The sequence below is a fragment of the Novosphingobium sp. BL-S-32 genome, assembly GCF_056857055.1.
Map to the genome: position 1 here is coordinate 2,879,074 of NZ_CM166476.1, position 19,449 is coordinate 2,898,522.

At 64.5% G+C, this 19,449-nt stretch carries 28 protein-coding genes; 11 read left to right on the top strand and 17 right to left on the bottom strand.

What is annotated here, in order from left to right:
• Positions 1-2 precede the first annotated feature (2 nt).
• From AC1VVK_RS13620 to AC1VVK_RS13655, 8 genes are all read right to left on the bottom strand, one after another.
• A complete protein-coding gene (locus AC1VVK_RS13620; RefSeq protein ID WP_482903405.1) occupies positions 3-794 on the bottom strand; it encodes an NUDIX hydrolase in 792 nt (263 codons plus the stop codon).
• A 398-nt stretch (positions 795-1,192) separates the two neighbouring features.
• The gene (gene grxD / locus AC1VVK_RS13625; protein WP_132389031.1) at positions 1,193-1,522 is read right to left on the bottom strand and encodes a Grx4 family monothiol glutaredoxin; all 330 of its coding nucleotides are present in this window, start codon (positions 1,520-1,522) and stop codon (positions 1,193-1,195) included.
• A gap of 29 nt (positions 1,523-1,551) precedes the next feature.
• Entirely contained in the window at positions 1,552-1,785 is a 234-nt protein-coding gene (locus tag AC1VVK_RS13630) for a BolA/IbaG family iron-sulfur metabolism protein (RefSeq protein ID WP_132389033.1), read from the bottom strand.
• Between the two features lie 12 nt (positions 1,786-1,797).
• Entirely contained in the window at positions 1,798-2,115 is a 318-nt protein-coding gene (locus AC1VVK_RS13635; protein ID WP_482903406.1) for a DUF1476 domain-containing protein, read from the bottom strand.
• A gap of 328 nt (positions 2,116-2,443) precedes the next feature.
• Positions 2,444-3,043: a 3-isopropylmalate dehydratase small subunit gene (gene leuD / locus AC1VVK_RS13640; protein ID WP_132389037.1), complete on the bottom strand. Its 600-nt coding sequence runs from the start codon at positions 3,041-3,043 to the stop codon at positions 2,444-2,446.
• Positions 3,043-3,204, bottom strand: coding sequence for a hypothetical protein (locus AC1VVK_RS13645; protein ID WP_165912208.1), 162 nt, complete (start codon positions 3,202-3,204; stop codon positions 3,043-3,045). The genes leuD and AC1VVK_RS13645 overlap by 1 nt, the downstream gene beginning before the upstream one ends.
• A gap of 8 nt (positions 3,205-3,212) precedes the next feature.
• Positions 3,213-4,646, bottom strand: a complete 1,434-nt coding sequence (gene leuC / locus AC1VVK_RS13650; protein WP_482903407.1) for a 3-isopropylmalate dehydratase large subunit — start codon at positions 4,644-4,646, stop codon at positions 3,213-3,215.
• 100 nt (positions 4,647-4,746) lie between these two features.
• On the bottom strand, positions 4,747-5,121 hold the full coding sequence (locus AC1VVK_RS13655; RefSeq protein WP_482903408.1) for a hypothetical protein: 375 nt from the start codon (positions 5,119-5,121) through the stop codon (positions 4,747-4,749).
• Between the two features lie 413 nt (positions 5,122-5,534).
• Between AC1VVK_RS13655 and AC1VVK_RS13660 the strand changes: the two genes are divergently transcribed.
• The gene (locus tag AC1VVK_RS13660) at positions 5,535-6,047 is read left to right on the top strand and encodes a sterol desaturase family protein (RefSeq protein ID WP_482903409.1); all 513 of its coding nucleotides are present in this window, start codon (positions 5,535-5,537) and stop codon (positions 6,045-6,047) included.
• Positions 6,048-6,049: 2 nt separating this feature from the next.
• On the opposite strand, the gene AC1VVK_RS13665 is transcribed toward AC1VVK_RS13660, so the two are convergent.
• Together AC1VVK_RS13665 and AC1VVK_RS13670 are read right to left on the bottom strand one after the other, a co-directional pair.
• A complete protein-coding gene (locus tag AC1VVK_RS13665; protein ID WP_482903410.1) occupies positions 6,050-6,409 on the bottom strand; it encodes a YbaN family protein in 360 nt (119 codons plus the stop codon).
• Positions 6,406-6,819 (bottom strand): SufE family protein, encoded by a 414-nt coding sequence (locus tag AC1VVK_RS13670; RefSeq protein ID WP_482903411.1) that lies wholly within the window; start codon positions 6,817-6,819, stop codon positions 6,406-6,408. Before AC1VVK_RS13670 ends, AC1VVK_RS13665 begins: the two co-directional genes overlap by 4 nt.
• 78 nt (positions 6,820-6,897) lie before the next feature.
• Here AC1VVK_RS13670 and AC1VVK_RS13675 point away from each other — a divergent pair, with 78 nt between their 5' ends.
• Positions 6,898-8,952: an NAD(+) synthase gene (locus AC1VVK_RS13675; protein WP_482903412.1), complete on the top strand. Its 2,055-nt coding sequence runs from the start codon at positions 6,898-6,900 to the stop codon at positions 8,950-8,952.
• Between the two features lie 279 nt (positions 8,953-9,231).
• Positions 9,232-10,056, top strand: coding sequence for a CatB-related O-acetyltransferase (locus AC1VVK_RS13680; RefSeq protein ID WP_482903413.1), 825 nt, complete (start codon positions 9,232-9,234; stop codon positions 10,054-10,056).
• Positions 10,057-10,061: 5 nt separating this feature from the next.
• Here the strand turns inward: AC1VVK_RS13680 and AC1VVK_RS13685 are convergent, their stop codons facing one another.
• The 7 genes from AC1VVK_RS13685 to AC1VVK_RS13715 all read right to left on the bottom strand — a co-directional run bounded on the left by AC1VVK_RS13685 (position 10,062) and on the right by AC1VVK_RS13715 (position 12,862).
• Positions 10,062-10,307 carry a hypothetical protein gene (locus tag AC1VVK_RS13685; RefSeq protein WP_132389059.1) on the bottom strand — a complete coding sequence of 82 codons (246 nt, stop codon included), beginning with the start codon at positions 10,305-10,307 and terminating at the stop codon, positions 10,062-10,064.
• Positions 10,304-10,642, bottom strand: a complete 339-nt coding sequence (locus AC1VVK_RS13690) for a hypothetical protein (RefSeq protein WP_132389061.1) — start codon at positions 10,640-10,642, stop codon at positions 10,304-10,306. The genes AC1VVK_RS13685 and AC1VVK_RS13690 overlap by 4 nt, the downstream gene beginning before the upstream one ends.
• A 19-nt stretch (positions 10,643-10,661) precedes the next feature.
• Entirely contained in the window at positions 10,662-10,940 is a 279-nt protein-coding gene (locus AC1VVK_RS13695; RefSeq protein ID WP_482903414.1) for a hypothetical protein, read from the bottom strand.
• The gene (locus AC1VVK_RS13700; RefSeq protein ID WP_132389065.1) at positions 10,937-11,236 is read right to left on the bottom strand and encodes a hypothetical protein; all 300 of its coding nucleotides are present in this window, start codon (positions 11,234-11,236) and stop codon (positions 10,937-10,939) included. The genes AC1VVK_RS13695 and AC1VVK_RS13700 overlap by 4 nt, the downstream gene beginning before the upstream one ends.
• A 47-nt stretch (positions 11,237-11,283) precedes the next feature.
• Entirely contained in the window at positions 11,284-11,697 is a 414-nt protein-coding gene (locus tag AC1VVK_RS13705; RefSeq protein ID WP_132389067.1) for a PspC domain-containing protein, read from the bottom strand.
• 104 nt (positions 11,698-11,801) lie between these two features.
• Positions 11,802-12,677, bottom strand: coding sequence for a phage shock protein PspA (gene pspA, locus AC1VVK_RS13710; RefSeq protein ID WP_132389069.1), 876 nt, complete (start codon positions 12,675-12,677; stop codon positions 11,802-11,804).
• On the bottom strand, positions 12,674-12,862 hold the full coding sequence (locus AC1VVK_RS13715) for a hypothetical protein (protein WP_132389071.1): 189 nt from the start codon (positions 12,860-12,862) through the stop codon (positions 12,674-12,676). Before AC1VVK_RS13715 ends, pspA begins: the two co-directional genes overlap by 4 nt.
• A 172-nt stretch (positions 12,863-13,034) precedes the next feature.
• On the opposite strand from AC1VVK_RS13715, the gene pspF reads away from it, so the two are divergent.
• From pspF to AC1VVK_RS13755, 8 genes are all read left to right on the top strand, one after another.
• Positions 13,035-14,099: a phage shock protein operon transcriptional activator gene (gene pspF, locus AC1VVK_RS13720; protein ID WP_482903415.1), complete on the top strand. Its 1,065-nt coding sequence runs from the start codon at positions 13,035-13,037 to the stop codon at positions 14,097-14,099.
• Between the two features lie 207 nt (positions 14,100-14,306).
• Complete coding sequence (locus AC1VVK_RS13725) at positions 14,307-14,831, top strand: LuxR C-terminal-related transcriptional regulator (RefSeq protein ID WP_482903416.1); 525 nt, start codon at positions 14,307-14,309, stop codon at positions 14,829-14,831.
• A gap of 80 nt (positions 14,832-14,911) precedes the next feature.
• Positions 14,912-15,241 (top strand): hypothetical protein, encoded by a 330-nt coding sequence (locus AC1VVK_RS13730; protein WP_165912210.1) that lies wholly within the window; start codon positions 14,912-14,914, stop codon positions 15,239-15,241.
• An 18-nt stretch (positions 15,242-15,259) separates the two neighbouring features.
• Positions 15,260-15,763 (top strand): hypothetical protein, encoded by a 504-nt coding sequence (locus AC1VVK_RS13735; RefSeq protein ID WP_165912211.1) that lies wholly within the window; start codon positions 15,260-15,262, stop codon positions 15,761-15,763.
• Complete coding sequence (locus AC1VVK_RS13740) at positions 15,760-16,122, top strand: JAB domain-containing protein (protein ID WP_243652630.1); 363 nt, start codon at positions 15,760-15,762, stop codon at positions 16,120-16,122. The genes AC1VVK_RS13735 and AC1VVK_RS13740 overlap by 4 nt, the downstream gene beginning before the upstream one ends.
• Positions 16,123-16,534: 412 nt before the next feature.
• On the top strand, positions 16,535-17,095 hold the full coding sequence (gene rimP / locus AC1VVK_RS13745) for a ribosome maturation protein RimP (protein WP_132389077.1): 561 nt from the start codon (positions 16,535-16,537) through the stop codon (positions 17,093-17,095).
• 4 nt (positions 17,096-17,099) lie between these two features.
• Complete coding sequence (gene nusA / locus AC1VVK_RS13750) at positions 17,100-18,719, top strand: transcription termination factor NusA (RefSeq protein WP_132389079.1); 1,620 nt, start codon at positions 17,100-17,102, stop codon at positions 18,717-18,719.
• A complete protein-coding gene (locus AC1VVK_RS13755; protein ID WP_482903417.1) occupies positions 18,700-19,440 on the top strand; it encodes a DUF448 domain-containing protein in 741 nt (246 codons plus the stop codon). The genes nusA and AC1VVK_RS13755 overlap by 20 nt, the downstream gene beginning before the upstream one ends.
• The last annotated feature ends 9 nt before the right edge of the window (positions 19,441-19,449 follow it).

Here is a 19,449-nt window from a genome sequence, read left to right on the forward strand (position 1 = left end):
GCTCAACCGCGTTGTGCGGTCGCTCTCGGCTGCCCGTCCACCGGGTAGCCGCGGTCGGCCGGGATCGTCAGCCACTCGGCCCCGTCACGGATCTCGATCCGGGGATGAATGCGGCGGACCGGGTGGCTCGCGATGTCGCTGAGCGCTTCGGCATGGCAGGCGAAGCCGGCCAGGCGTTCGAGATTGCGGCGGGTCGGGAAGATCACCGAGATCTCGCCCCGGTCGGCCATGGCGAGCGCTTCGGCTGCGCTGGCCCAGAACAGGCGGGTGTTCTCGGTGGCGTCCACCTGCACATCGACCGCGCCGGTGCCAAGGTCGATCACGAAGAAGCGGGTGTCGAAAGCGCCTTCCCATGGCGGGCACCAATGCGCGAAGAAGGCGAGCCGCTCGGGCGCGAGCTGCCATCCGAAATGATCGAGCACGGGCGCCAGTCTCCCGTCTTCAAGCAGCATGCGCCGTGCCTCGGCCGCTTCTGCGGCGGTGACGGGTGCATGCGTGGCCACCATCAACCCTGTTTCTTCCAAGGTCTCGCGAATGGCGGCGATGCGTCCTGCGGCGATCTCGATGGGTTCGTCGGGCAGAATGGCGCGGGCCAGTTCGCGGTCAGCTTCGTCGACCCGGCCGCCGGGGAACACCGCCGCACCGCCGGCGAAGCGCATTTCCTTGGCGCGCTGGACCATCAGGAGTTCGGGCGGTCCTTCAGCCGAAGTTCGAAAAATGACGAGCGTGGAGGCGGGTATCACTTTCGGGCCGTCTGGCGGCATCGGTTGATCGCTGGGCGGTGATGTATCCATGGCCCCAGCCTCGCGCGCGCGCGCGGGGCTGGCAAGCCGAATTGTCCGCCGGGGTCGGCAGGGCGGCAATTCGTCGCCACGGCGGCAACCATATCCGGCAACCATTGTCGGTGATCTTTACAACAGGCGTTCCCGAAGGGGCGGGCGCAAAAGTGAAAATGGCTGAATTTGGCCGATTTATGGACTTGGCACGCCTTGTGCTTATATACTTTCGTACCCCCGAGTAGTCTCGACTGAGACGGGGCCGAATGTCTCCCGGCCCCGTCTCCCCGAGCCTTTCCCCCGAAATCGCTGAAACCGGGCCTCTGGCAGGACGTCGTCCTGCTGCGCGCATACAAAAACGCCCGGAAGTTTCCTCCCGGGCGTTCGTGAATGCGATGCTGGCTTGTGGCGGGGGATCAGCCCTGCGTGGCAAGCCCGGCGTCGATGAAGAGCTGATGCAGTTCGCCAGCTTCATACATCTCCATCATGATGTCGCTGCCGCCGACGAATTCGCCCTTCACGTAAAGCTGGGGGATCGTCGGCCAATCCGAGAAGGCCTTGATGCCCTGGCGGATTTCCATGTCCTGCAACACGTCGACGCTCTCATACGTGGCGCCGAGGTGATCGAGGATCGCGATCGCGCGGCTGGAGAAGCCGCACTGCGGGAACAGCGGGGTGCCCTTCATGAAAAGGACGATGTCGTTATTGTTTACAATCTCGCCGATGCGGGCGTTGACGTCGGACATTGTTCGAAACCTTCAGAAACGTACCGACGTCAGTTGGGAACGGCGGTGGTAAGTTGCAAGGCATGGAGCACGCCGCCCATGCGGCCGCCCAGTGCTTCGTAGACCATCTTGTGCTGGGCTACACGCGGTTTGCCGACGAAAGCGGCGCTGGTTACGCGCGCGGCGTAGTGATCGCCGTCGCCGGCGAGATCGGTGATTTCGACCTGAGCGTCGGGCAGGGCCTCACGGATGAGCGCCTCGATCTCGGTTGCGGACATGGCCATGGCGGGGTTCCTTCAGCCGAGGAAAGCGCGGCGGGCTTCGACCTGCTTGGCCTCAAGCGCGGTGCGCACTTCGGCTTCGCTGGTGTCCACGCCAGCGGCGGTAAGGTCGCCGATGAGCTTGCGGATCACGTCTTCGTCACCGGCTTCCTCGAAATCGGCCTGGACTACGGCCTTGGCGTAAGCCTCGGTCTCCGCGTGGGAAAGCGCCATGCGCTCGGCCGCCCATTCGCCCAGAAGGCGGTTGCGGCGGGCCTGAATGCGGAACTGGATGTCGGCATCATGCACGAACTTGGCCTCCTCTGCCCGCTCGCGATCCTGGAAACTCGTCATCAGGCACCCTTTGGTAATACACTGCCACGGTAGGATTAGCACGTGCCGATAGGGCGGGGACGGATTGCGTTCAATCCTGTTTCGCAGAATGAGTCGCAAAAGCGACACGACGCTGATTGGCGCGAGATCTCTGCGGCACCAGCCCGCTCCCCCACCCGACCTCCCCTACGGGGTAGAATCTGGGAGGTCGGCCCCCTCAGCGAAAAGGTCCCCCGGACCTTTTTCGTGTCCTTCGGGACGGGAGCGGGCTGGTGCCGCAAGCCATTCGCGGATGCGAATGGCGCACCCCAAAAAGACTCGGGCCGGTGCCGCGAAAGGTGTCTTTATCTTACGCTGTCGCCGGCGTGCGGGCGAGGAACGGAAGATCCGCCTTGGCCTTCGCCTCGTAACCCGAAATCTGCTTGCCCTGCGCCATCGTCAGGCCGACTTCGTCCAGCCCCAAGAGCAGGCAGTGCTTGCGGAAGGCGTCGATTTCGAACGTCCAGCGGTCCTGGAACGGCGTCGTTACCGACTGCGTCTCCAGATCGATGTCGATCGGCTGCTCCGGCGCGACTTCCATCAAGCGGTCGATCGCGTCCTGCGGCAGTGCCACGGTCAGGATGCCGTTCTTGAACGCATTGCCCGAGAAGATGTCCGAGAAGCTGGGCGCGATCACGCAGGTCACGCCCATGTCGAGCAGGGCCCAGGCGGCATGCTCGCGGCTCGATCCGCAACCGAAGTTGTCACCCGCGATCAGGATCGGGGCGCCCGCATAGTCGGGATCGGTGAAGACGTTGCCCGGCTCTTTCTTGACCGCCTCGAACGCGCCTCGGCCAAGGCCTTCGCGGGTGATTGTCTTGAGCCAGTGGGCGGGGATGATGACGTCGGTATCGACGTTCTTGCGCCCGAACGGGATGGCCCGTCCGGCGACATGGGAGATCGGCTGCATCAATCGGTCTCTGGTGCCTTCTCGGGGTGAAGCGGCTTTTCGGCGCGCGCCTTCCGGCGCTTCACGAAGAGCAGGGCGGCGGCGATGGCGGCCGAACCGATAGCGGCGCCGGCGGCAATCGCGGCCTTGCCGGCGAGGTCGTTCTTGGTTTCGTCGGACATATCGTGCTTTATCCCATCAGTTCGCGCACATCGGTGAGCTTGCCGGTCACGGCCGCGGCGGCGGCCATGGCGGGGCTCATCAGGTGGGTACGGCTGCCGGGGCCCTGGCGGCCAGTGAAGTTGCGGTTGCTGGTCGAGGCGCAGCGTTCGCCCGCCGGAACCTTGTCCGGGTTCATGGCGAGGCAGGCCGAGCAGCCCGGTTCGCGCCATTCCAGGCCCGCGTCGATGATGATCTTGTCGAGCCCTTCGGCTTCGGCCTGCGCCTTCACGAGGCCCGATCCGGGGACGACGATCGCCCACTTCACGTTATCGGCCTTGTGGCGGCCCTTGAGCACTTCGGCAGCGGCGCGGATATCCTCGATGCGGCTGTTGGTGCAGGAGCCGATGAAGACGTTCTGCACTTCCACGTCGGTCAGCCGGGTGCCCGGCGTCAGGCCCATGTAGTCGAGGCTGACCTTCACCGCGTCGCGCTTGGACGCGTCGGCGAAGTCTTCCGGCGCGGGGACGATGCCGCCGATGGCAGACGTATCCTCGGGGCTGGTGCCCCAGGTCACGGTGGGCTGGATTTCCTCGGCACGGATGAAGACGGACTTGTCGAACGTCGCGCCTTCGTCCGTCGCCAGGCTCTTCCACCAGGTGACGGCCTTGTCCCAGTCCTCGCCAACGGGCGTGTAGGGGCGGCCTTTCAGATATTCGAACGTGATGTCGTCCGGCGCGATCAGGCCGGCGCGGGCACCGCCCTCGATCGACATGTTGCAGACCGTCAGGCGGCCTTCGACGGACATTCCCTCGAAGACGTTGCCGCGATACTCGATCACGTAGCCGGTGCCGCCGGCCGTGCCGATCACGCCGATCACGTGCAGGATCACGTCCTTGGGCGTGACGCCGGCGCCCAGCGTACCCTCGACGCGGACTTCGAAGCTCTTCGAGCGCTTGAGGAGCAGCGTCTGCGTGGCGAGCACGTGCTCCACCTCGCTGGTGCCGATACCGAAGGCGAGGGCGCCGATGCCGCCGTGGCAGGCGGTGTGGCTGTCACCACAGACGATCGTCGCGCCGGGCAGCGAGAAGCCCTGCTCGGGGCCGACGACATGGACGATGCCCTGTTCGGCATCGGTCGAATCGATATAGCGAATGCCGAATTCAGGCGCGTTCTTCTTGAGCGTGGCCAGCTGCTGCGCGCTCTCGGGATCCGCGATGGGCAGCACGTGGCCTTCCGCGTCCTTGCGGGCCGTGGTCGGCAGGTTGTGGTCGGGCACCGCGAGCGTAAGGTCGGGGCGGCGCACCGGGCGTCCGGCCACGCGAAGGCTTTCGAAGGCCTGCGGGCTGGTCACTTCGTGAACGAGGTGACGGTCAATGTAGACGAGGCTGGTGCCGTCATCGCGCGTGTCGACGACGTGGGCGTCCCAGATCTTCTGGTAAAGGGTGCGCGGCGTGTTGGTCATGATGAAAGGGCGATTAGGCGTGCCCGCCCGGCAATTCAAGGGGGACGGGCACGCCTTTTCGCGCAACTTTATTCGTTATGGGGTCAATCGAGGTTGGCGCTTAGCCGCGATGGCCGTTGCGATCGCCGCGTTCCGCACGCAGGGCGAAGTGAACCTTGTCGATGCGGGTCTGGAGCGTCTGCATCTCGCGGGCGTTCAGGCCGCCACGGGCGTAAGAGGCATGGAGGCGCTGGATATCCGCTGCGTCGCGGCGCAAGCCGTCGGCTTCGCGCGGGCTGATCGTACGGTGGGCGGCAGCACGGTCGATCTGGCCGCGCAGGCCGGCGATATCGGCGCGGATCGAGGCTTCGCGGTTGGGGGTGATGCGGGCAGCCTCGTGACGGGGTGCAGCGGCTTCAGCAATGCCCGGGGCAATGGCCGAGATGCCCAGAGCGGCGACCAGGGCGGGGGCGATGAAGCGGGCGGTCTTGCGCATGAAGCGTTCCTTTTTTTGGTTTTCTCTTCCGGGACTTGCTCCCGTCCATTCAGACTTAAGAGAGTGAACCTGAACGTCAGACGACTGAAACGTCACAGTCCTGTCGGCTTTTGTAACCAATTGTCGCTGAGAGCCCATTTCTGGGAAGGATGTTCGAGTCGGCGTTCGAAACCGGCGGCGGTTGCATGAAGCGCGCACAATAAGGTTGCATGATTTGCAACACCGGGTTCGCCCTATTCATTTGTGCTGCGACGCAACATGACGCAAAAGGATCGGGCCTTTCAGGCATCCTCTCCCAAAACTTTTTCAGGCCGGTCCTTGTGACCGGCCTTTTTTTGGCCGCGAATCGTTGCGGAATACGTGCTTGCGCGACGGCGCTGACAAGCGGCCTCACGGCGGCTAGACTGGCGGCCATGTCCACGTTGCTTGCTGCCCTTATCGTGCTTGCCACCGTCGCTGCGATGGAGAGTGTGGCTTGGGCCAGCCACAAGTACATCATGCACGGCTTCGCGTGGGGCTGGCACCGCGATCATCATGAGCCACACGACAATCGCCTCGAACGGAACGACCGCTTCGCCCTGTTCGGCGCAGCGCTCAGCATTGCCCTTTTCGCGGTGGGTTCGCCGATGCTGATGGGGCCGAGCGCGTGGGAGCCGGGGACCTGGATGGGCCTCGGCGTGCTGATCTACGGCATTATATATACGCTGGTGCACGATGGCCTTGTCCACCAGCGGTACTTCGTCTGGGTGCCGAAGCGGGGCTATGCGAAGCGGCTGGTGCAGGCGCACCGGTTGCACCATGCGACTTTGGGCCGCGAGGGCGGCGTGAGCTTTGGCTTCCTGATCGCGCGTGACCCTGCGGCGCTCCGGCGCGAACTGCGCGAACAGCGCAAGAACGGCATTGCGGTGCTGCGCGACGCCGTCTGACGTTACTCCGCCCGCGTCCAGATCCACGGGCCGATCACGGCCAGCACTCCCGCCGGGATCAGCACCCAGGGCCAGCCTACCGTAAACCAGGTGAACGGGATCGAGGCGCTCATCGCCAGAATCGCGGAGACCTTGCCCTTGCGGCTGATCGCCCGCCGATCGCGCCATTCGCGCAAGTTGTGGCCGTAATGCGGGTGGTTGTAGAGCCGCTCCGCCCATTCCGGGTGGCTTTTGCCGAAGCACCATGCCGCCAGCAGGTAGAACACCACCGTCGGCATCACCGGCAGGAAGATGCCGATCGTGCCAAGCGCCACGAAGAACAGCCCCGCCGCCATCCATGCGTGGCGGCTGACGTGCTTCATGCAGTGCTCGCGTAGCGCGCGGCGGTCTCGCGGATCAGCGCGATCATGTTCGGCACGCCCTGCGTGCGGTTGGACGAGAGCTGGTTCTTCAGGTCGAACGGCTCCAGCGCGGCGGCGATGTCGGTTTCGGCCACTTCGGCGGCGGGCCGATCCTGCACGGCAGAGATCACCAGTGAGACGATGCCCTTGGTGATCGCCGCATTGCTGTCCGCCAGAAAGTGCAGCGTGCCGTCCTCGCGCGCCATCGGATAGACCCAGACGCTGGCCGAGCAGCCGCGCACCTTGGTCGCGTCCGTCTTCAGCGCGTCGGGCATGGGATCGAGTTCGGAACCGAGGCCGATCAACAGGCGATAGCGTTCATCGCCTTCGGAAAACTCGTATTCTTCGCGGATGTCGTCGAGGCTGCGCATGACCTGCCATTTAAGCGCGACGCGGGGGAGGGCAAGGGGAAGTTGCCTCTCGCGTCCGATCCTGTCAGGGATTTGCCCATGAGTGCACATCCCTTTTTCTCCATGCACGAACACGGCTTCGTGCGCGTCGCCACTTCCACGCCCAAGGTCCGCACTGCCGATGTCGCCTTCAATCGCGACGCCGTGCTGGTAGAGGCGCAGCGCGCGCATGAGGCGCATGTGGACCTGCTGGTTTTCCCCGAACTGTGCCTCTCTTCCTACGCGATCGACGATCTGCACTTGCAGGCGGCGATGATCGAGGCGGTGGAAGCGGCCGTGGCGGAAATCGTCCACGCCAGCGCCGATCTTTCGCCCGTGCTGCTGGTGGGCGCGGCGCTGCCGCACAAGGGGCGGCTCTATAACTGCGCGCTCGCCATCGCGCATGGGCGGCTGCTGGGCGTGGTGCCCAAGTCCTACCTGCCGAACTACCGCGAGTTCTACGAAAAGCGCTGGTTCGCCAGTGGCAAGACGCTGAAGGGCCAGACCATCCGCGTGAACGGGCAGGACGTGCCCTTCGGCGTCGACCTGGTCTTCGCCTCCGAAGTGCTGCCGAACTTCCGCTTCTTCATCGAGATCTGCGAGGATATCTGGGCCGCCACCCCGCCCAGCTCGCACGGCGCGCTCGCCGGGGCGACGATCCTGTGCAACCTTTCCGCCTCCAACATCGTCATCGGCAAGTCGGACGAACGGCACTTGCTCTGCCGCTCGCAGTCGGCCCGCGCCACGGCGGCCTACGTCTACTCCGCCGCCGGGCATGGCGAGAGCACGACCGACCTTGCCTGGGACGGGCAGGGCATCGTCTACGAACTGGGCGACCTGCTGGCGGAGAGCGAGCGCTTCTCGCTGGAGGCGGAACTCTGCATCGCCGACGTCGATGTGGACCGCATCGTCAACGACCGGATGCGTGTGCCCACCTTCAACGACGCGGCCGAAGTGGCGGGCAATCCCGACGAGACCTTCCGCACCGTGCGCTTCCGCCATGCCCCGGCGGGCGGCGACATCGGTTTGATCCGCCGGGTCTCGCGCTTCCCCTTTGTGCCCTCGCGCGCCGACAAGCTGGATGCCGACTGCTACGAGGCGTTCAACATCCAGGTCGACGGCCTGATGCGCCGCATCGAGGCGACCGGGGCCAAGTCGATGGTGATCGGCATCTCGGGCGGGCTCGATTCGACCCATGCGCTGATCGTCGCCGCCCGCGCTTGCGACCGGCTTGGCCTGCCGCGCACCTTCATTCGCGGCTATACGATGCCCGGCTTCGCCACCAGCGATGGCACCAAGTCCAACGCCTGGAAGTTGATGAACGCCGTCGGCATTACCGCCGAAGAGATCGACATCCGCCCCACGGCGACGACGATGCTCCAGAACATCGGCCACGCCTTCTCGAACGGAGAGCCGGTCTATGACGTGACGTTCGAGAACGTGCAGGCGGGCCTGCGCACCGATTACCTGTTCCGCCTTGCCAACCAGCACGACGGCTTCGTGATCGGCACCGGCGACTTGTCCGAACTCGCGCTCGGCTGGTGCACATACGGCGTCGGCGATCAGATGAGCCACTACACGGTCAACGCCGGCGTACCCAAGACGCTGATCCAGTACCTGATCCGCTGGTGCGCGACGACCGACCAGTTCGGCGCCGAGACCGAGGAGGTGCTGCTCGCCATTCTCGGCACCGAGATCTCGCCCGAACTCGTGCCCGCCGGCGCGGACGGCGCGATCCAGAGCACCGAGGCGAAGATCGGGCCTTACGAGCTGAACGACTTCTTCCTCCATCACGTGATGCGCTTCGGGCAGAAGCCGTCGAAAGTCGCCTTCCTTGCGCTCCATGCCTGGCGCGATGCCGCGTTGGGCGCATGGCCGGCGGGCTTCCCGGAGGACCGCAAGAACGAGTACGACCTCGCTACGATCCGTTCCTGGCTGGAGAAGTTCGTACGGCGCTTCTTCGCCTTCAGCCAGTTCAAGCGCTCGGCCGTGCCAAATGGCCCGAAGGTCTCCTCCGGCGGCGCCCTCAGCCCGCGCGGCGACTGGCGCGCGCCCTCTGATGCCAGCGCAGCGGTTTGGCTGGCCGAACTGGAAGCGAGGGTGCCCATCCGCTGAAGCGGCGGTTGACACAGTTGACACGGTCCAGGCGAAAAACCTGTCACCTTGCGGGTCCAAGGCGACACTTCACGACCGGAAAGTGTCACCTTATGCCATGACCTGTCACCTTGTGTCTGCGCAAGGTGACAGCGGGCTGAGGAGTGAAGGAAGGCTGGCGGCGATATCATGTCGCCGAGGGTATGGACGGACCCTCATGTAGGAAAATGGAAAAGCGCTCCGGGACGCGGATCGGGGCGGGCGGCCTATAATGATACCGCAACAACTTGAGGCTCCCCGATGATTTCCGCGCTTTCCGATGACCAGATCGCCATGCTGGACGCCGTGGATATCGCGGTTCGGGACAACACGAAATTCGTATTCTCGCATCATGACACGACCGAGACGATCATCGAAAGCCCCGCCCGGCTGGAGCTAGGCACCTACAAGTTCGGTTTCATGGGCGCGTTCAGCTATATCGGCATCGACGGTTCGCACACGTTCATGACGCATATCGATTCGATCGGCCGTTTCTGCTCCATCGCGGCCAACGTCCTGTGCGGCGCGTCGGAGCATCCTACCGATTTCGTTTCGGCCAGTCCGATATTCGTAGGCTTCCCGATGAAGGGGCGGGATGTCGACGAATTCAAGGCGCGCAACCAAGAGGGCATCGCCCTAGCGGGGCGCAAGCTGGCCTCGGCTCTGGGCGACCGTGCCGACAAAGTCCGCATCGGCAATGACGTCTGGATCGGGGAGGGGGCCTTCATCCGGCGCGGTGTTACCATCGGAGATGGTGCCGTGATCGCCGCGCGCGCCGTCGTGACCCGAGATGTGCCGCCTTATGCCATCGTCGGCGGTTCCCCTGCGCGCATCATCCGCTACCGGTTCGAGCCCGAGGTGGTCGGCGAACTGCTGCGCCTGCAATGGTGGAATTACGGCCTGACCGCCCTGGAAGGTGCCGATTTCACGGATATCGCCAATGTCATCAGCACGGCGGACCGTCGCATCGCTTCCGGAGAGGCGCGCATCCATTCCGCTCCGCTGGCGGTAATCGGTACGGATGCTAGCCTGACGTTGTGTCGTTACGATGCCGATGCGCAGCACCTTGTTCCCATCGCGGCCTGATTTCCTCAGTCCCTGAGGGACTCGATCTGCCGGGCGAGGTCGCTGCCGCGCTTGTCGTCGGTGGCGATGCGTTCGAGGACGGCGATGCGCTTGCGCAAGTTCTCGACTTCCTTTTCCAGCTCGTGCTCGCGCGCGCTGTGGTCGTCCGAGCCGAAGTGGAAGCCCAGCTTCTCGCCGCGCAGCTTCTGGGCGCGCAGCCAGGTCACGCAGGCAATCGCGAAGAGAACGACGACGGCATTCCAGAAGCTCATTGTTGCGTCACCTCATGTCGCGCATCGCGCAGGCTTTCGATCTGGCGAGCTACATCATAACCCTGGTCGGTGACAATCCGCTCGACGCTGGCCAGACGGTCCTTGATCGAGCCGATCTCGGCACGAAGCTGGGCGTTTTCCTGCGTCAGCAATTGCACGCGGGCCTGCGCCTGCCCGTCGTCCTTCGGATAGATCGCCCGGCCCCAAGAATTCTCCAACGGATAGCCGTGGCGCATGCGCAGCCAGTTGTTGAAGATCCAGCCGCCGATCACCACCGCAGTGACGACCACGACCACGGGCGAGAGCAATTCGAGAACGTGAGTATCGAAAGCCATGTGCGATGTGTCCTCAAGCTCAGTTGGTGCGGGGCTCGCCGTCGCGCAGCGTCTCGATCTGGCGCGCGGTATCCCAGGCACCATCGGTGACGATGGTTTCCAGCGAGCGCAGGCGGTTCTCGATCTCGGCATTGTGGGTGGCGTACTGGGCGGCCTTTTCGGCGGCCTGTCCGGCGGTCAGCTCCAGCTTGCGTTCGAGATAGGTAAGGCGGCGTTTGTAGACCCCGGCAAGGATGGCGGCGATGGCGATCATTCCGCCCACCACGGCCGCAAGGCCCATGACATCTCCGAAGCTCACTGGCGGGTTTCCTTTTCAGGCGCGGTTTCCTCGGCCACGCGCCCCTCGCTCTGGCGAACGTCGCGCAGGGCCTCGATCTGGAGCGCGGTGTCGTAGCCGCCGTCGGTGATGATGCGTTCGAGCACGCGGACCCGCTCTTCCAGCTCGCGCGAGCCCGAGGCGTATTGCGCGGCCTTTTCGGCGGTGGCCTTGAGCTGAAGCTCGGCCATCTTGTGCTGGTGCCGCGTCCAGATCGCGATGCCGCCGATGATGAACGGTGCCAGCGGGATCATGAGGGCGAGGTTTGCGGTATCCATGTGGTCGTGTCCCATTTTCACGACGTCGTTTCCCGACGTCGTGAGGTTCAGCGCAGGCTGTCGATTTCGGCGGCAAGGCGCGCGTTGGTACCGGCGTAGTGCTCTTCCATTTCGGCGACGCGGCGGTCGATGTCCGAAATGTCCGAGCGCAGGCGGCTGGAACGGCCCCCGCCCAAGCTAAGCCCCCGGTCAAGCCCGCGGCTCTGGCGCACGCGGCGGCGTTCCATGCGGCGCAGCAGGCGTTCTTCTTCCTCGTCCGAATAGAGGTACATCGGCTTCTTGTCGGCCAGCAGGGCGAGCGCGATGTAGATCGGGATCGTCAGGTAGAAGCCGAAGAGCGTGAGCAGCACGGCGCCGAGACGCACCCAGAACGTGTCTACCCCGGTATATTCGGCAATTCCCGAGCATACCCCCGCCACTTTGGCGTTCGACTTGTCGATATAGAAATGTCCGCGTGACACTGTGTTTTCCCTTCCCTGAAAGACACTGGTGGAGGCTGGGCCTCCGCTCCCGGTCGGGTGGGCGGTGCCTGCTCGCCGGGATGCCGGGCAGGCGCCGGTTTGGGTCAGGCTTCCTCGTCGGCCGCCTTTTCGGGGGCTTTCGCCGGAGTGCCCATCGCGCGCTTCATCTCGGCCAGTTCGGCCTCGATCGTGTCGCCATCGGCGAGTGCGGCGATTTCCTCGGCGAGTGAGGGCTGGCGCTTGTCGGCCAGGCTCATCGCCTCGGCGCGGCCTTCCGCATAGTCGACGCGGCGTTCGAGCTGCTCGAAGCGCACCAGCGCCTCGTCCACGCGTTCGCTCGACAGCAAGGTCCGCAGTTTGACGCGATTCTCGGCGCTCTGCAAGCGCGCGGCAATCGACGACTGGCGGCTGCGGGCTTCGCGCAGGCGGCTCTGGAGCTTCTCGATATCTTCCTCGTAAGCGCGAAGAGCGTCATCGAGCACGAAGACCTCGGCATTGAGCTGCTCGGCCATGTCGCCGGCCTTCTTCTTTTCCAGAAGCGCGGCGCGGGCCAGATCCTCGCGATTCTTGCTGAGCGCGAGCTGAGCCTTCTCGCCCCAGTCGGCCTGAAGCTTGTCCAGCTTGGCGACGTGGCGGCGCAGTTCCTTCTGGTCCGCAATGGTGCGCGCGCTGCTGGTGCGCACTTCGACCAGCGTCTCTTCCATCTCGAGGATGATCAGGCGGATCATCTTGGCCGGGTCTTCGGCCTTGTCGAGCATGTCGTTGAAGTTGGCGGCGATGATGTCGCGGGTGCGGGAGAAGATACCCATCGTGGCAATTCCTTTGGTATGGGCCGAACCATAGCTGCTGAACCGGGGGGCGCGCGCCGTATCCTCGAAACCCAGCGAGGCCGGGTTGAAGGGGCGCGCCCGCCCGGAAGAGCCGTTGGCGCCGTTGGCCGAAGTCTGGAGAATTTCGATCTCCGCGTCGAGCCTGCTCATTGCAGGTGGGCCGAAGTGCAGATCGGGGCCGCGGCGTAAGCCTTGGTCGCGAACTGGTCGCTCATCACGATCAGGTTGAGCGTGCCCATCGCCAGGATGCTGGCGATGATGGCCCAGTCGAGCTTGCTGCGGACCGGAGCGCGGGGAGCGGCGCGGCTGGCGGCAGGGGCTTCGTGGAACGGCATGGCTTCGGTCCTTCGATTGGATCGGTGAAATTCCCCAAGGGGGTTGCGGGCCTTATCGCAAAGGGCGTGCCAAATTGCGTGAGTGGCGGAATCCCTCGATTCCAGCGTGTTGCGCCGACGGGGTTCGAAATATGAATTGCCAATGAATGGTGAAATTCGCTAAAAGTTGGGAATGGAGCGCGAAGTCCAGTTCATCGGCCAATCCACTGCCTTTCTCGACGCGGTCGAGCGGGCCAGTCGCGCCGCCGCGGTGCGTCGTCCGGTGCTGGTGATCGGCGAGCGGGGGACCGGCAAGGAACTGATCGCCCAGCGGCTTCATCACCTTTCTCCGCGCTGGGGGGAGCCGCTGATCACGCTCAATTGCGCGGCGCTGCCTGAGACATTGATCGAGGCCGAACTGTTCGGGCACGAGGCGGGGGCCTTCACCGGCGCGGTGCGGGCGCGGGCAGGGCGTTTCGAGGAGGCGGATCGCGGGACGCTGTTCCTCGACGAACTGGGTACGTTGTCGATGGCGGCGCAGGAGCGGCTGCTGCGCGCGATCGAATATGGCGAGGTTTCCCGAATCGGTGCCTCGCGCCCGGCGCAGGTTGATGTGCGGATCGTCGGCGCCACCAATGCCGATCTGCCGCGAATGGTGGACGAGGGCACTTTCCGCGCCGACTTGCTCGACCGGCTGAGTTTCGAGGTCATCAACCTGCCGCCGCTGCGCGCGCGCGAAGGCGATGTCCACGAACTGGCCGACTATTACGGGCGGCGCATGGCGTCGGAACTGGAGTGGGAGGGCTGGCCGGGCTTCTCGCCCGAAGCGATGGCCACGCTGGAGGCCTATGACTGGCCGGGCAATGTGCGCGAACTGCGCAATGTCGTTGAGCGGGCGGTCTATCGCTGGGGCTTCGGCGGCGAGGCGATCGGGCGAATCGTCTTCGATCCCTTCGACTATCCCTGGCGGCGAATCGAAGCGCGCGCCGTGACTGTCTCCACGACGGCGACCCCGGCCGAACGTCCGGCGGCGCCGACTGCTCCGCCGCGTGAGGATCTCAAGGATGCCCTTGGCGGCGGCAGCCTGCGCGCGGCGGTCGATGGCTTCGAGCGCCGGCTGCTGGTGGAAGCGCTGGAAGCGCATCGCTGGAATCAACGCCGTGCCGCCGCCGCGCTCGGTCTCAGCTATGATCAGCTTCGTCACGCGATGAAGCGGCACCGGCTCTCGGCCGAGCCTTCGATTCGCGAGCGGGTGTGATGCGAATCGGGCGTACAATCGATTGCTCGATCAACCTTTTCGGGGTGGCGGAAAGTATCGCCCCGAAAATGCGGGCCCGCAAATGCCGTGATTGTCGACAGAATCACGTGCCTGGCTTCAATTCTGTAGGAAATTTTGCTTAAGGGGCTGCTCGCTAAGCGGCGCGCTCTGTTATAGTCCGTGCGAGGTGTTGTTTTGAGGGCCGGCGTGTACGACGTGACCGACATTGCGCAGGCCAGGGCCATGCTCGACAGCCTGACTGGCAAGCAGGTCGAGGTTCTCGACCGTCTGGTGCTGCACCGCACGACCAAGGAAATCGCGCGCGAGCTGACGATCGCTCCCAATACCGTGGACCAGCGCATCACCGCCGTCCGCGACAAGTGGGGCACGATCAACCGCAAGGACACCGCCCGCCTTTACGGACGGCTGGTGGAGCTATGTGGCAAACCCCCATATGAGTTTTCCCGTGTCGACGACGTGGACGAGCAAGCGGATGAGATGGATCAGGACCTGCCGGTCGATCCGGTCTTCGTTCTTTCAGATGCCCGCCCTCTGACGCGGCATCCGGACTGGACGGGGGTGCAGCCATCGGGGTTGGCGGGCCTGGAGGCTTTTGATGCAAGGTTCGGCCGTGCCGGGCGCCTTGCCGCTGTGATCGTCCTGGCCTTGATGATGGCGCTGACACTTGCTGCAGCACTGTCCATCGCAGCCGCGCTGGGACGCCTGATCTAGCGGCGCGCCGGTCTGGCGGATCTTCCCGCAAAGCCTTCGGTCTTTACTCGGCGCATGAGCGCCATCGAGGAATCGAAGCGATGACACCGGAAATTGCCAGCCTGCGCATTACCCGCAGCATCCGTTCGGTAGAAGACGACATGGACGAGTTGCTCGCCAAGGCAGGTGAACTGCTGGCCGAGATCGCCCGCGCCCGCGTTGCCACCGAGGAAGCCGCCCGTCTGGTTCACCAGCCGATGGCCCGCGTTGCCAGCATGCAGAAGAGCCTGATGGACGCGCGTCTCGAACTCGTGAAGGCACACCGTGACCTGACCAAGGTTGCAGAGACCATGGACATTCCGATCCGTTGCCCCGATCAGGCACGTGTCGCGGATGAGCCCGCGACGATGGAGGCGGCAATCGCCGCTTGAGCCCGGAGGAGGGGCAGCGTGATCAATACCGAACAGGTGGTGTTTTTCCTGCTCCTTATCGGCTCGGTCGGGCTGGCGTTGTGGAAGGGTGGTGCCCCCGAGAGATGGGGTGCCGTCGTGATCCTCGCCATGGTCGGCATCGAAGCCCTGGCGGAGGTCGTCCTCCCCAGCGGGTTCCGGCGAGTCGATCCGTTCTCCCTGCTGACCGATCTGGTGGGCACTGTCGGCTTCGGCTGGCTTGCCATCCAGGCACTGAGGATCTGGCCGCTATGGGCTACTTCCCTGCAACTGCTGAGCCTGAGCGCGCACTTCGCGCGGTGGGCGGACCTGGGCATTCCGCCCCTGGTCTATGCGGTGATGCGTGGGACGCCGACGGCCTTCGCGTTGCTGGCGTTGATCTTCGGGACGATACTGCACCTGCGGCGCCTGCGTCGCGATGGCAGCGATCGCTCCTGGCAGGACTGGTCCCCGGATACTGCCGGGTCAGACCCCTATCGCGCCAGTTACTCGAAACACTGGTGATCCAGCTCGGCTGCCTTGGCCGGGAGATACTGGTGGAATTGCCATACGACCGCGAGGGGCGGCTGGTCGGCGAGGCCTTGTGCATCGCCGGAGGTGTCGACTCGATCAGCGGCAGTTATCGGATGCTTGTCCATCGCGCGCTGGAGCGTGACGCGGCGGGTATCGTGCTTGCGCATAACCACCCCTCGGGCAGTCATCGGCCAAGCCGTGCCGATGTTGCCGCGACGCGCCAGTTGGCGGCGGTGTGCCGGGCTGTGGATCTGGAATTGTTCGACCATCTGGTGATTGGCGGGCGCTGCGTTGCAAGCATGCGCCAGGCTGGACTGATCGTGGGGACGGCGCAGGCGCAATCGGCCTGATCCACTCCCGATCTGTCCGTCCCAGCGGCCCACCCGATGACCGACGACAAGGTTCGGCGACAATCCCTCCGTCGCCGGACGCAGGCCGGGCGGGCCCCACCCCCCACCCACAACATCCGCCCGGCCTGCTCTTTTTTCCGAAATTCCGGGCCCCGGAGCGGGTCGATGCCGCATTCAAAATGCGCCTCGGAGTATTTTCAAACAGGCTCTGTCGCGAAGATTGCGGGGCTGTATAGAGAGCGTGTCGGCGGCGTTTTCCGGCCTTGCCTTTTTGCGGCAATGGGATTATCTGCGCCTCATCCCGACATTGGTGAAACAAGGTTCGGGCTGGCGCCGGAAGGGGCCGGCGCGAAACCGCGTTGTACCGAATGTCCAGTTTGCAGACTCAACGAATCGATCCGGAGAACACGGCTTGGCCGACATCGCGCGCATTACTGAAGTCATCGAACCGGAAGTTACCGCTCTCGGCTTCGATCTCGTGCGCGTGCGGATCTTCGGCAAAAGCGAAGTGGGTGACGATGAAATCGCGCTCCAGATCATGGCTGAGAATCCGGAAACCGGCCAGCTTGTGATCGAGGACTGCGTGAAGCTGTCTCACCGCATTTCCGACCGCATGGACGCGCTTGAGGAAGCCGGTGAAGTGCTGATCGAGGAGGCTTACCGCCTCGAAGTCAGCTCGCCCGGTATCGACCGTCCGCTTACCCGCCCGAAGGACTTTGCCAACTGGGCAGGGCAGGAAGCCAAGATCACTCTCACCGTTGCCATCGAAGGTAACCGCAAGACGCTGCAAGGCGATCTGGTCGGGATCGAAGGCGATGTGGTGACGCTCGACGAGCGCAAGTCTGGCCGGGTGACTTTCCCGCTCGGCGATATTCATTCCGCAAGGCTGGTCCTCACGGACAAGCTGATCGCCGCAACCCGCCCGCTGGATGTCAGCGGGGCCGACGAGATCGTCGAGGAACAGGAAGACTAAGCCAATGGCCAGTGCGATTTCCGCCAACCGCGCCGAGCTGCTTGCAATCGCGAATTCCGTCGCTTCGGAGAAGATGATCGACAAGTCGATCGTCATCGAGGCGATGGAGGAAGCTATCCAGAAGTCGGCCCGTAACCGTTACGGCGCCGAGAACGACATTCGCGCCAAGCTCGATCCGCGGACCGGCGACCTGCGCCTGTGGCGCGTCGTCGAGGTGGTCGAGCACGTCGAGGACTACTTCAAGCAGGTTGACCTCAAGCAGGCCGAAAAGCTCCAGAAGGGGGCGCAGCTCGGCGACTTCATCGTCGATCCGCTGCCGCCGGTGGACCTCGGCCGTATCGACGCGCAGTCGGCCAAGCAGGTGATCTTCCAGAAGGTCCGCGATGCCGAGCGTGACCGTCAGTACGAAGAATTCAAGGACCGCGTGGGTGAGATCATCACCGGCGTGATCAAGTCGGTCGAATTCGGCCACGTGATCGTGAACCTCGGCCGCGCCGAGGGCGTGATCCGCCGCGATCAGCAGATCCCGCGCGAAGCCGCCCGCGTCGGCGAGCGCGTCCGCGCGCTGGTGATGCGCGTCGAGCGTCAGAACCGCGGTCCGCAGATCTTCCTCAGCCGTGCGCACCCGGACTTCATGAAGAAGCTCTTCGCGCAGGAAGTGCCCGAGATCTACGACAACATCATCGAGATCAAGGCCGCAGCCCGCGACCCGGGCTCGCGCGCCAAGATCGGCGTGATCAGCCATGATCACTCGATCGACCCGGTCGGCGCCTGCGTCGGCATGAAGGGCAGCCGCGTGCAGGCCGTCGTGCAGGAACTGCAGGGCGAGAAGATCGACATCATCCCCTGGAGCGAAGACACCGCGACCTTCGTGGTCAACGCGCTTCAGCCCGCGACCGTCAGCCGCGTCGTCATCGACGAGGAAGAAAGCCGCATTGAAGTCGTCGTGCCCGATGACCAGCTTTCGCTGGCAATCGGCCGCCGCGGTCAGAACGTGCGTCTGGCTTCGCAGCTGACCGGCTCGCAGATCGACATCATGACCGAGGCGGAAGCTTCGGAGAAGCGCCAGAAGGAATTCACCGAGCGCTCGAAGATGTTCGAGGAAGAACTGGACGTCGACGAAACCCTCTCGCAGCTGCTGGTGGCCGAAGGCTTCAGCGAGCTGGAAGAAGTGGCCTATATCGAGGTTGCCGAACTGGCCGGAATCGAAGGCTTCGACGAAGAACTCGCCGAGGAACTTCAGAGCCGCGCGCAGGAAGCGCTTGAGCGCCGCGAGGAAGCGAGCCGCGAGGAACGTCGCGGTCTGGGCGTCGAAGACGCGCTGGCCGAACTGCCGTACCTCACCGAGGCGATGCTGGTGGTTCTCGGCAAGGCCGGGATCAAGACGCTCGACGATCTGGCGGACCTCGCCACCGACGAGCTGATCGCCAAGAAGCGCACCGAACAGCGTCGCCGCGACGGTTCCGTGAACAAGCGCGCCCGCGACGAAGACAAGGGCGGCGTGCTCGGCGAGTACGGCCTGAACGAAGAACAGGGCAACGAGATCATCATGGCTGCCCGTGCCCACTGGTTCGAAGACGAACCGGCTACCGAGGAGGCCGCCGATGCGGAATCCTCGCAATGAGCGCGTAAGCTCCGACATCGACGGTTCCGGCCCGGAGAGGACTTGCATCCTCTCCGGCCAGGCCGGTGCGCGTGAAGCGTTCGTCCGTCTGGCGATTTCGCCTGACGGACTGGTGCTTCCCGACGTCCACGCGCGTGCCCCCGGGCGCGGCGCGTGGCTTGGCGTTTCGCGCGAGACCCTTGAAATTGCCCTCGCGAAGGGCAAACTTAAGGGAGCGATGGCGCGCGCTTATAAAGGCGCCCAACTCACCATCCCCGAAGACCTGGCAGACAGGATCGAACAGGCGCTGATCCGCGCACTGACCGATCGGCTGGGACTCGAACTGAAATCGGGCAAGTTGCTCATGGGCTCGGACCGTATCGCGCAGAACGCGCGTGAGGGCCGGGTGGAGTGGCTCGCCCATGCCGCCGATGCGAGCGAAGATGGCTCGCGAAAGCTCGACCAGGCCTGGAGAGTCGGGAGCGAGGCGGAAGGAAGCGGTCTCAAGGGCACACGCTTGCCACTGGACCGGGAGACGCTGTCTGTGGCATTGGGCCGCGACAACGTCGTTCACCTGGCGCTCAACGATCGCGGCTCGGCCAACCGAGTCGCGGCGCAGTTGCAGCGCCTCCTGCATTTCCAGGGGCAACCCCGTGCCGGCGAAACCGCCGATGAGCACGGGGGCGATATGGCTAGTGGCACGGATACGGCACAGGCTGCTGCATCCGCGACGACGAATTGAGACCGAAGG

Coding starts and splice junctions, on each gene's coding strand:
- AC1VVK_RS13675 (WP_482903412.1), top strand. CDS start 6,898: ATGAGTGCACATCCCTTTTTCTCCATGCACGAACACGGCTTCGTGCGC.
- AC1VVK_RS13715 (WP_132389071.1), bottom strand. CDS start 12,862: ATGCCGTTCCACGAAGCCCCTGCCGCCAGCCGCGCCGCTCCCCGCGCT.
- AC1VVK_RS13660 (WP_482903409.1), top strand. CDS start 5,535: ATGTCCACGTTGCTTGCTGCCCTTATCGTGCTTGCCACCGTCGCTGCG.
- AC1VVK_RS13645 (WP_165912208.1), bottom strand. CDS start 3,204: ATGTCCGACGAAACCAAGAACGACCTCGCCGGCAAGGCCGCGATTGCC.
- AC1VVK_RS13730 (WP_165912210.1), top strand. CDS start 14,912: ATGACACCGGAAATTGCCAGCCTGCGCATTACCCGCAGCATCCGTTCG.
- grxD (WP_132389031.1), bottom strand. CDS start 1,522: ATGTCCGACGTCAACGCCCGCATCGGCGAGATTGTAAACAATAACGAC.
- pspA (WP_132389069.1), bottom strand. CDS start 12,677: ATGAGCAGGCTCGACGCGGAGATCGAAATTCTCCAGACTTCGGCCAAC.
- pspF (WP_482903415.1), top strand. CDS start 13,035: ATGGAGCGCGAAGTCCAGTTCATCGGCCAATCCACTGCCTTTCTCGAC.
- AC1VVK_RS13670 (WP_482903411.1), bottom strand. CDS start 6,819: ATGCGCAGCCTCGACGACATCCGCGAAGAATACGAGTTTTCCGAAGGC.
- nusA (WP_132389079.1), top strand. CDS start 17,100: ATGGCCAGTGCGATTTCCGCCAACCGCGCCGAGCTGCTTGCAATCGCG.
- AC1VVK_RS13655 (WP_482903408.1), bottom strand. CDS start 5,121: ATGCGCAAGACCGCCCGCTTCATCGCCCCCGCCCTGGTCGCCGCTCTG.
- AC1VVK_RS13690 (WP_132389061.1), bottom strand. CDS start 10,642: ATGGCTTTCGATACTCACGTTCTCGAATTGCTCTCGCCCGTGGTCGTG.
- AC1VVK_RS13620 (WP_482903405.1), bottom strand. CDS start 794: ATGGATACATCACCGCCCAGCGATCAACCGATGCCGCCAGACGGCCCG.
- AC1VVK_RS13755 (WP_482903417.1), top strand. CDS start 18,700: ATGCGGAATCCTCGCAATGAGCGCGTAAGCTCCGACATCGACGGTTCC.
- AC1VVK_RS13700 (WP_132389065.1), bottom strand. CDS start 11,236: ATGGATACCGCAAACCTCGCCCTCATGATCCCGCTGGCACCGTTCATC.
- AC1VVK_RS13680 (WP_482903413.1), top strand. CDS start 9,232: ATGATTTCCGCGCTTTCCGATGACCAGATCGCCATGCTGGACGCCGTG.
- leuD (WP_132389037.1), bottom strand. CDS start 3,043: ATGCAGCCGATCTCCCATGTCGCCGGACGGGCCATCCCGTTCGGGCGC.
- AC1VVK_RS13665 (WP_482903410.1), bottom strand. CDS start 6,409: ATGAAGCACGTCAGCCGCCACGCATGGATGGCGGCGGGGCTGTTCTTC.
- AC1VVK_RS13630 (WP_132389033.1), bottom strand. CDS start 1,785: ATGGCCATGTCCGCAACCGAGATCGAGGCGCTCATCCGTGAGGCCCTG.
- leuC (WP_482903407.1), bottom strand. CDS start 4,646: ATGACCAACACGCCGCGCACCCTTTACCAGAAGATCTGGGACGCCCAC.
- AC1VVK_RS13635 (WP_482903406.1), bottom strand. CDS start 2,115: ATGACGAGTTTCCAGGATCGCGAGCGGGCAGAGGAGGCCAAGTTCGTG.
- AC1VVK_RS13685 (WP_132389059.1), bottom strand. CDS start 10,307: ATGAGCTTCTGGAATGCCGTCGTCGTTCTCTTCGCGATTGCCTGCGTG.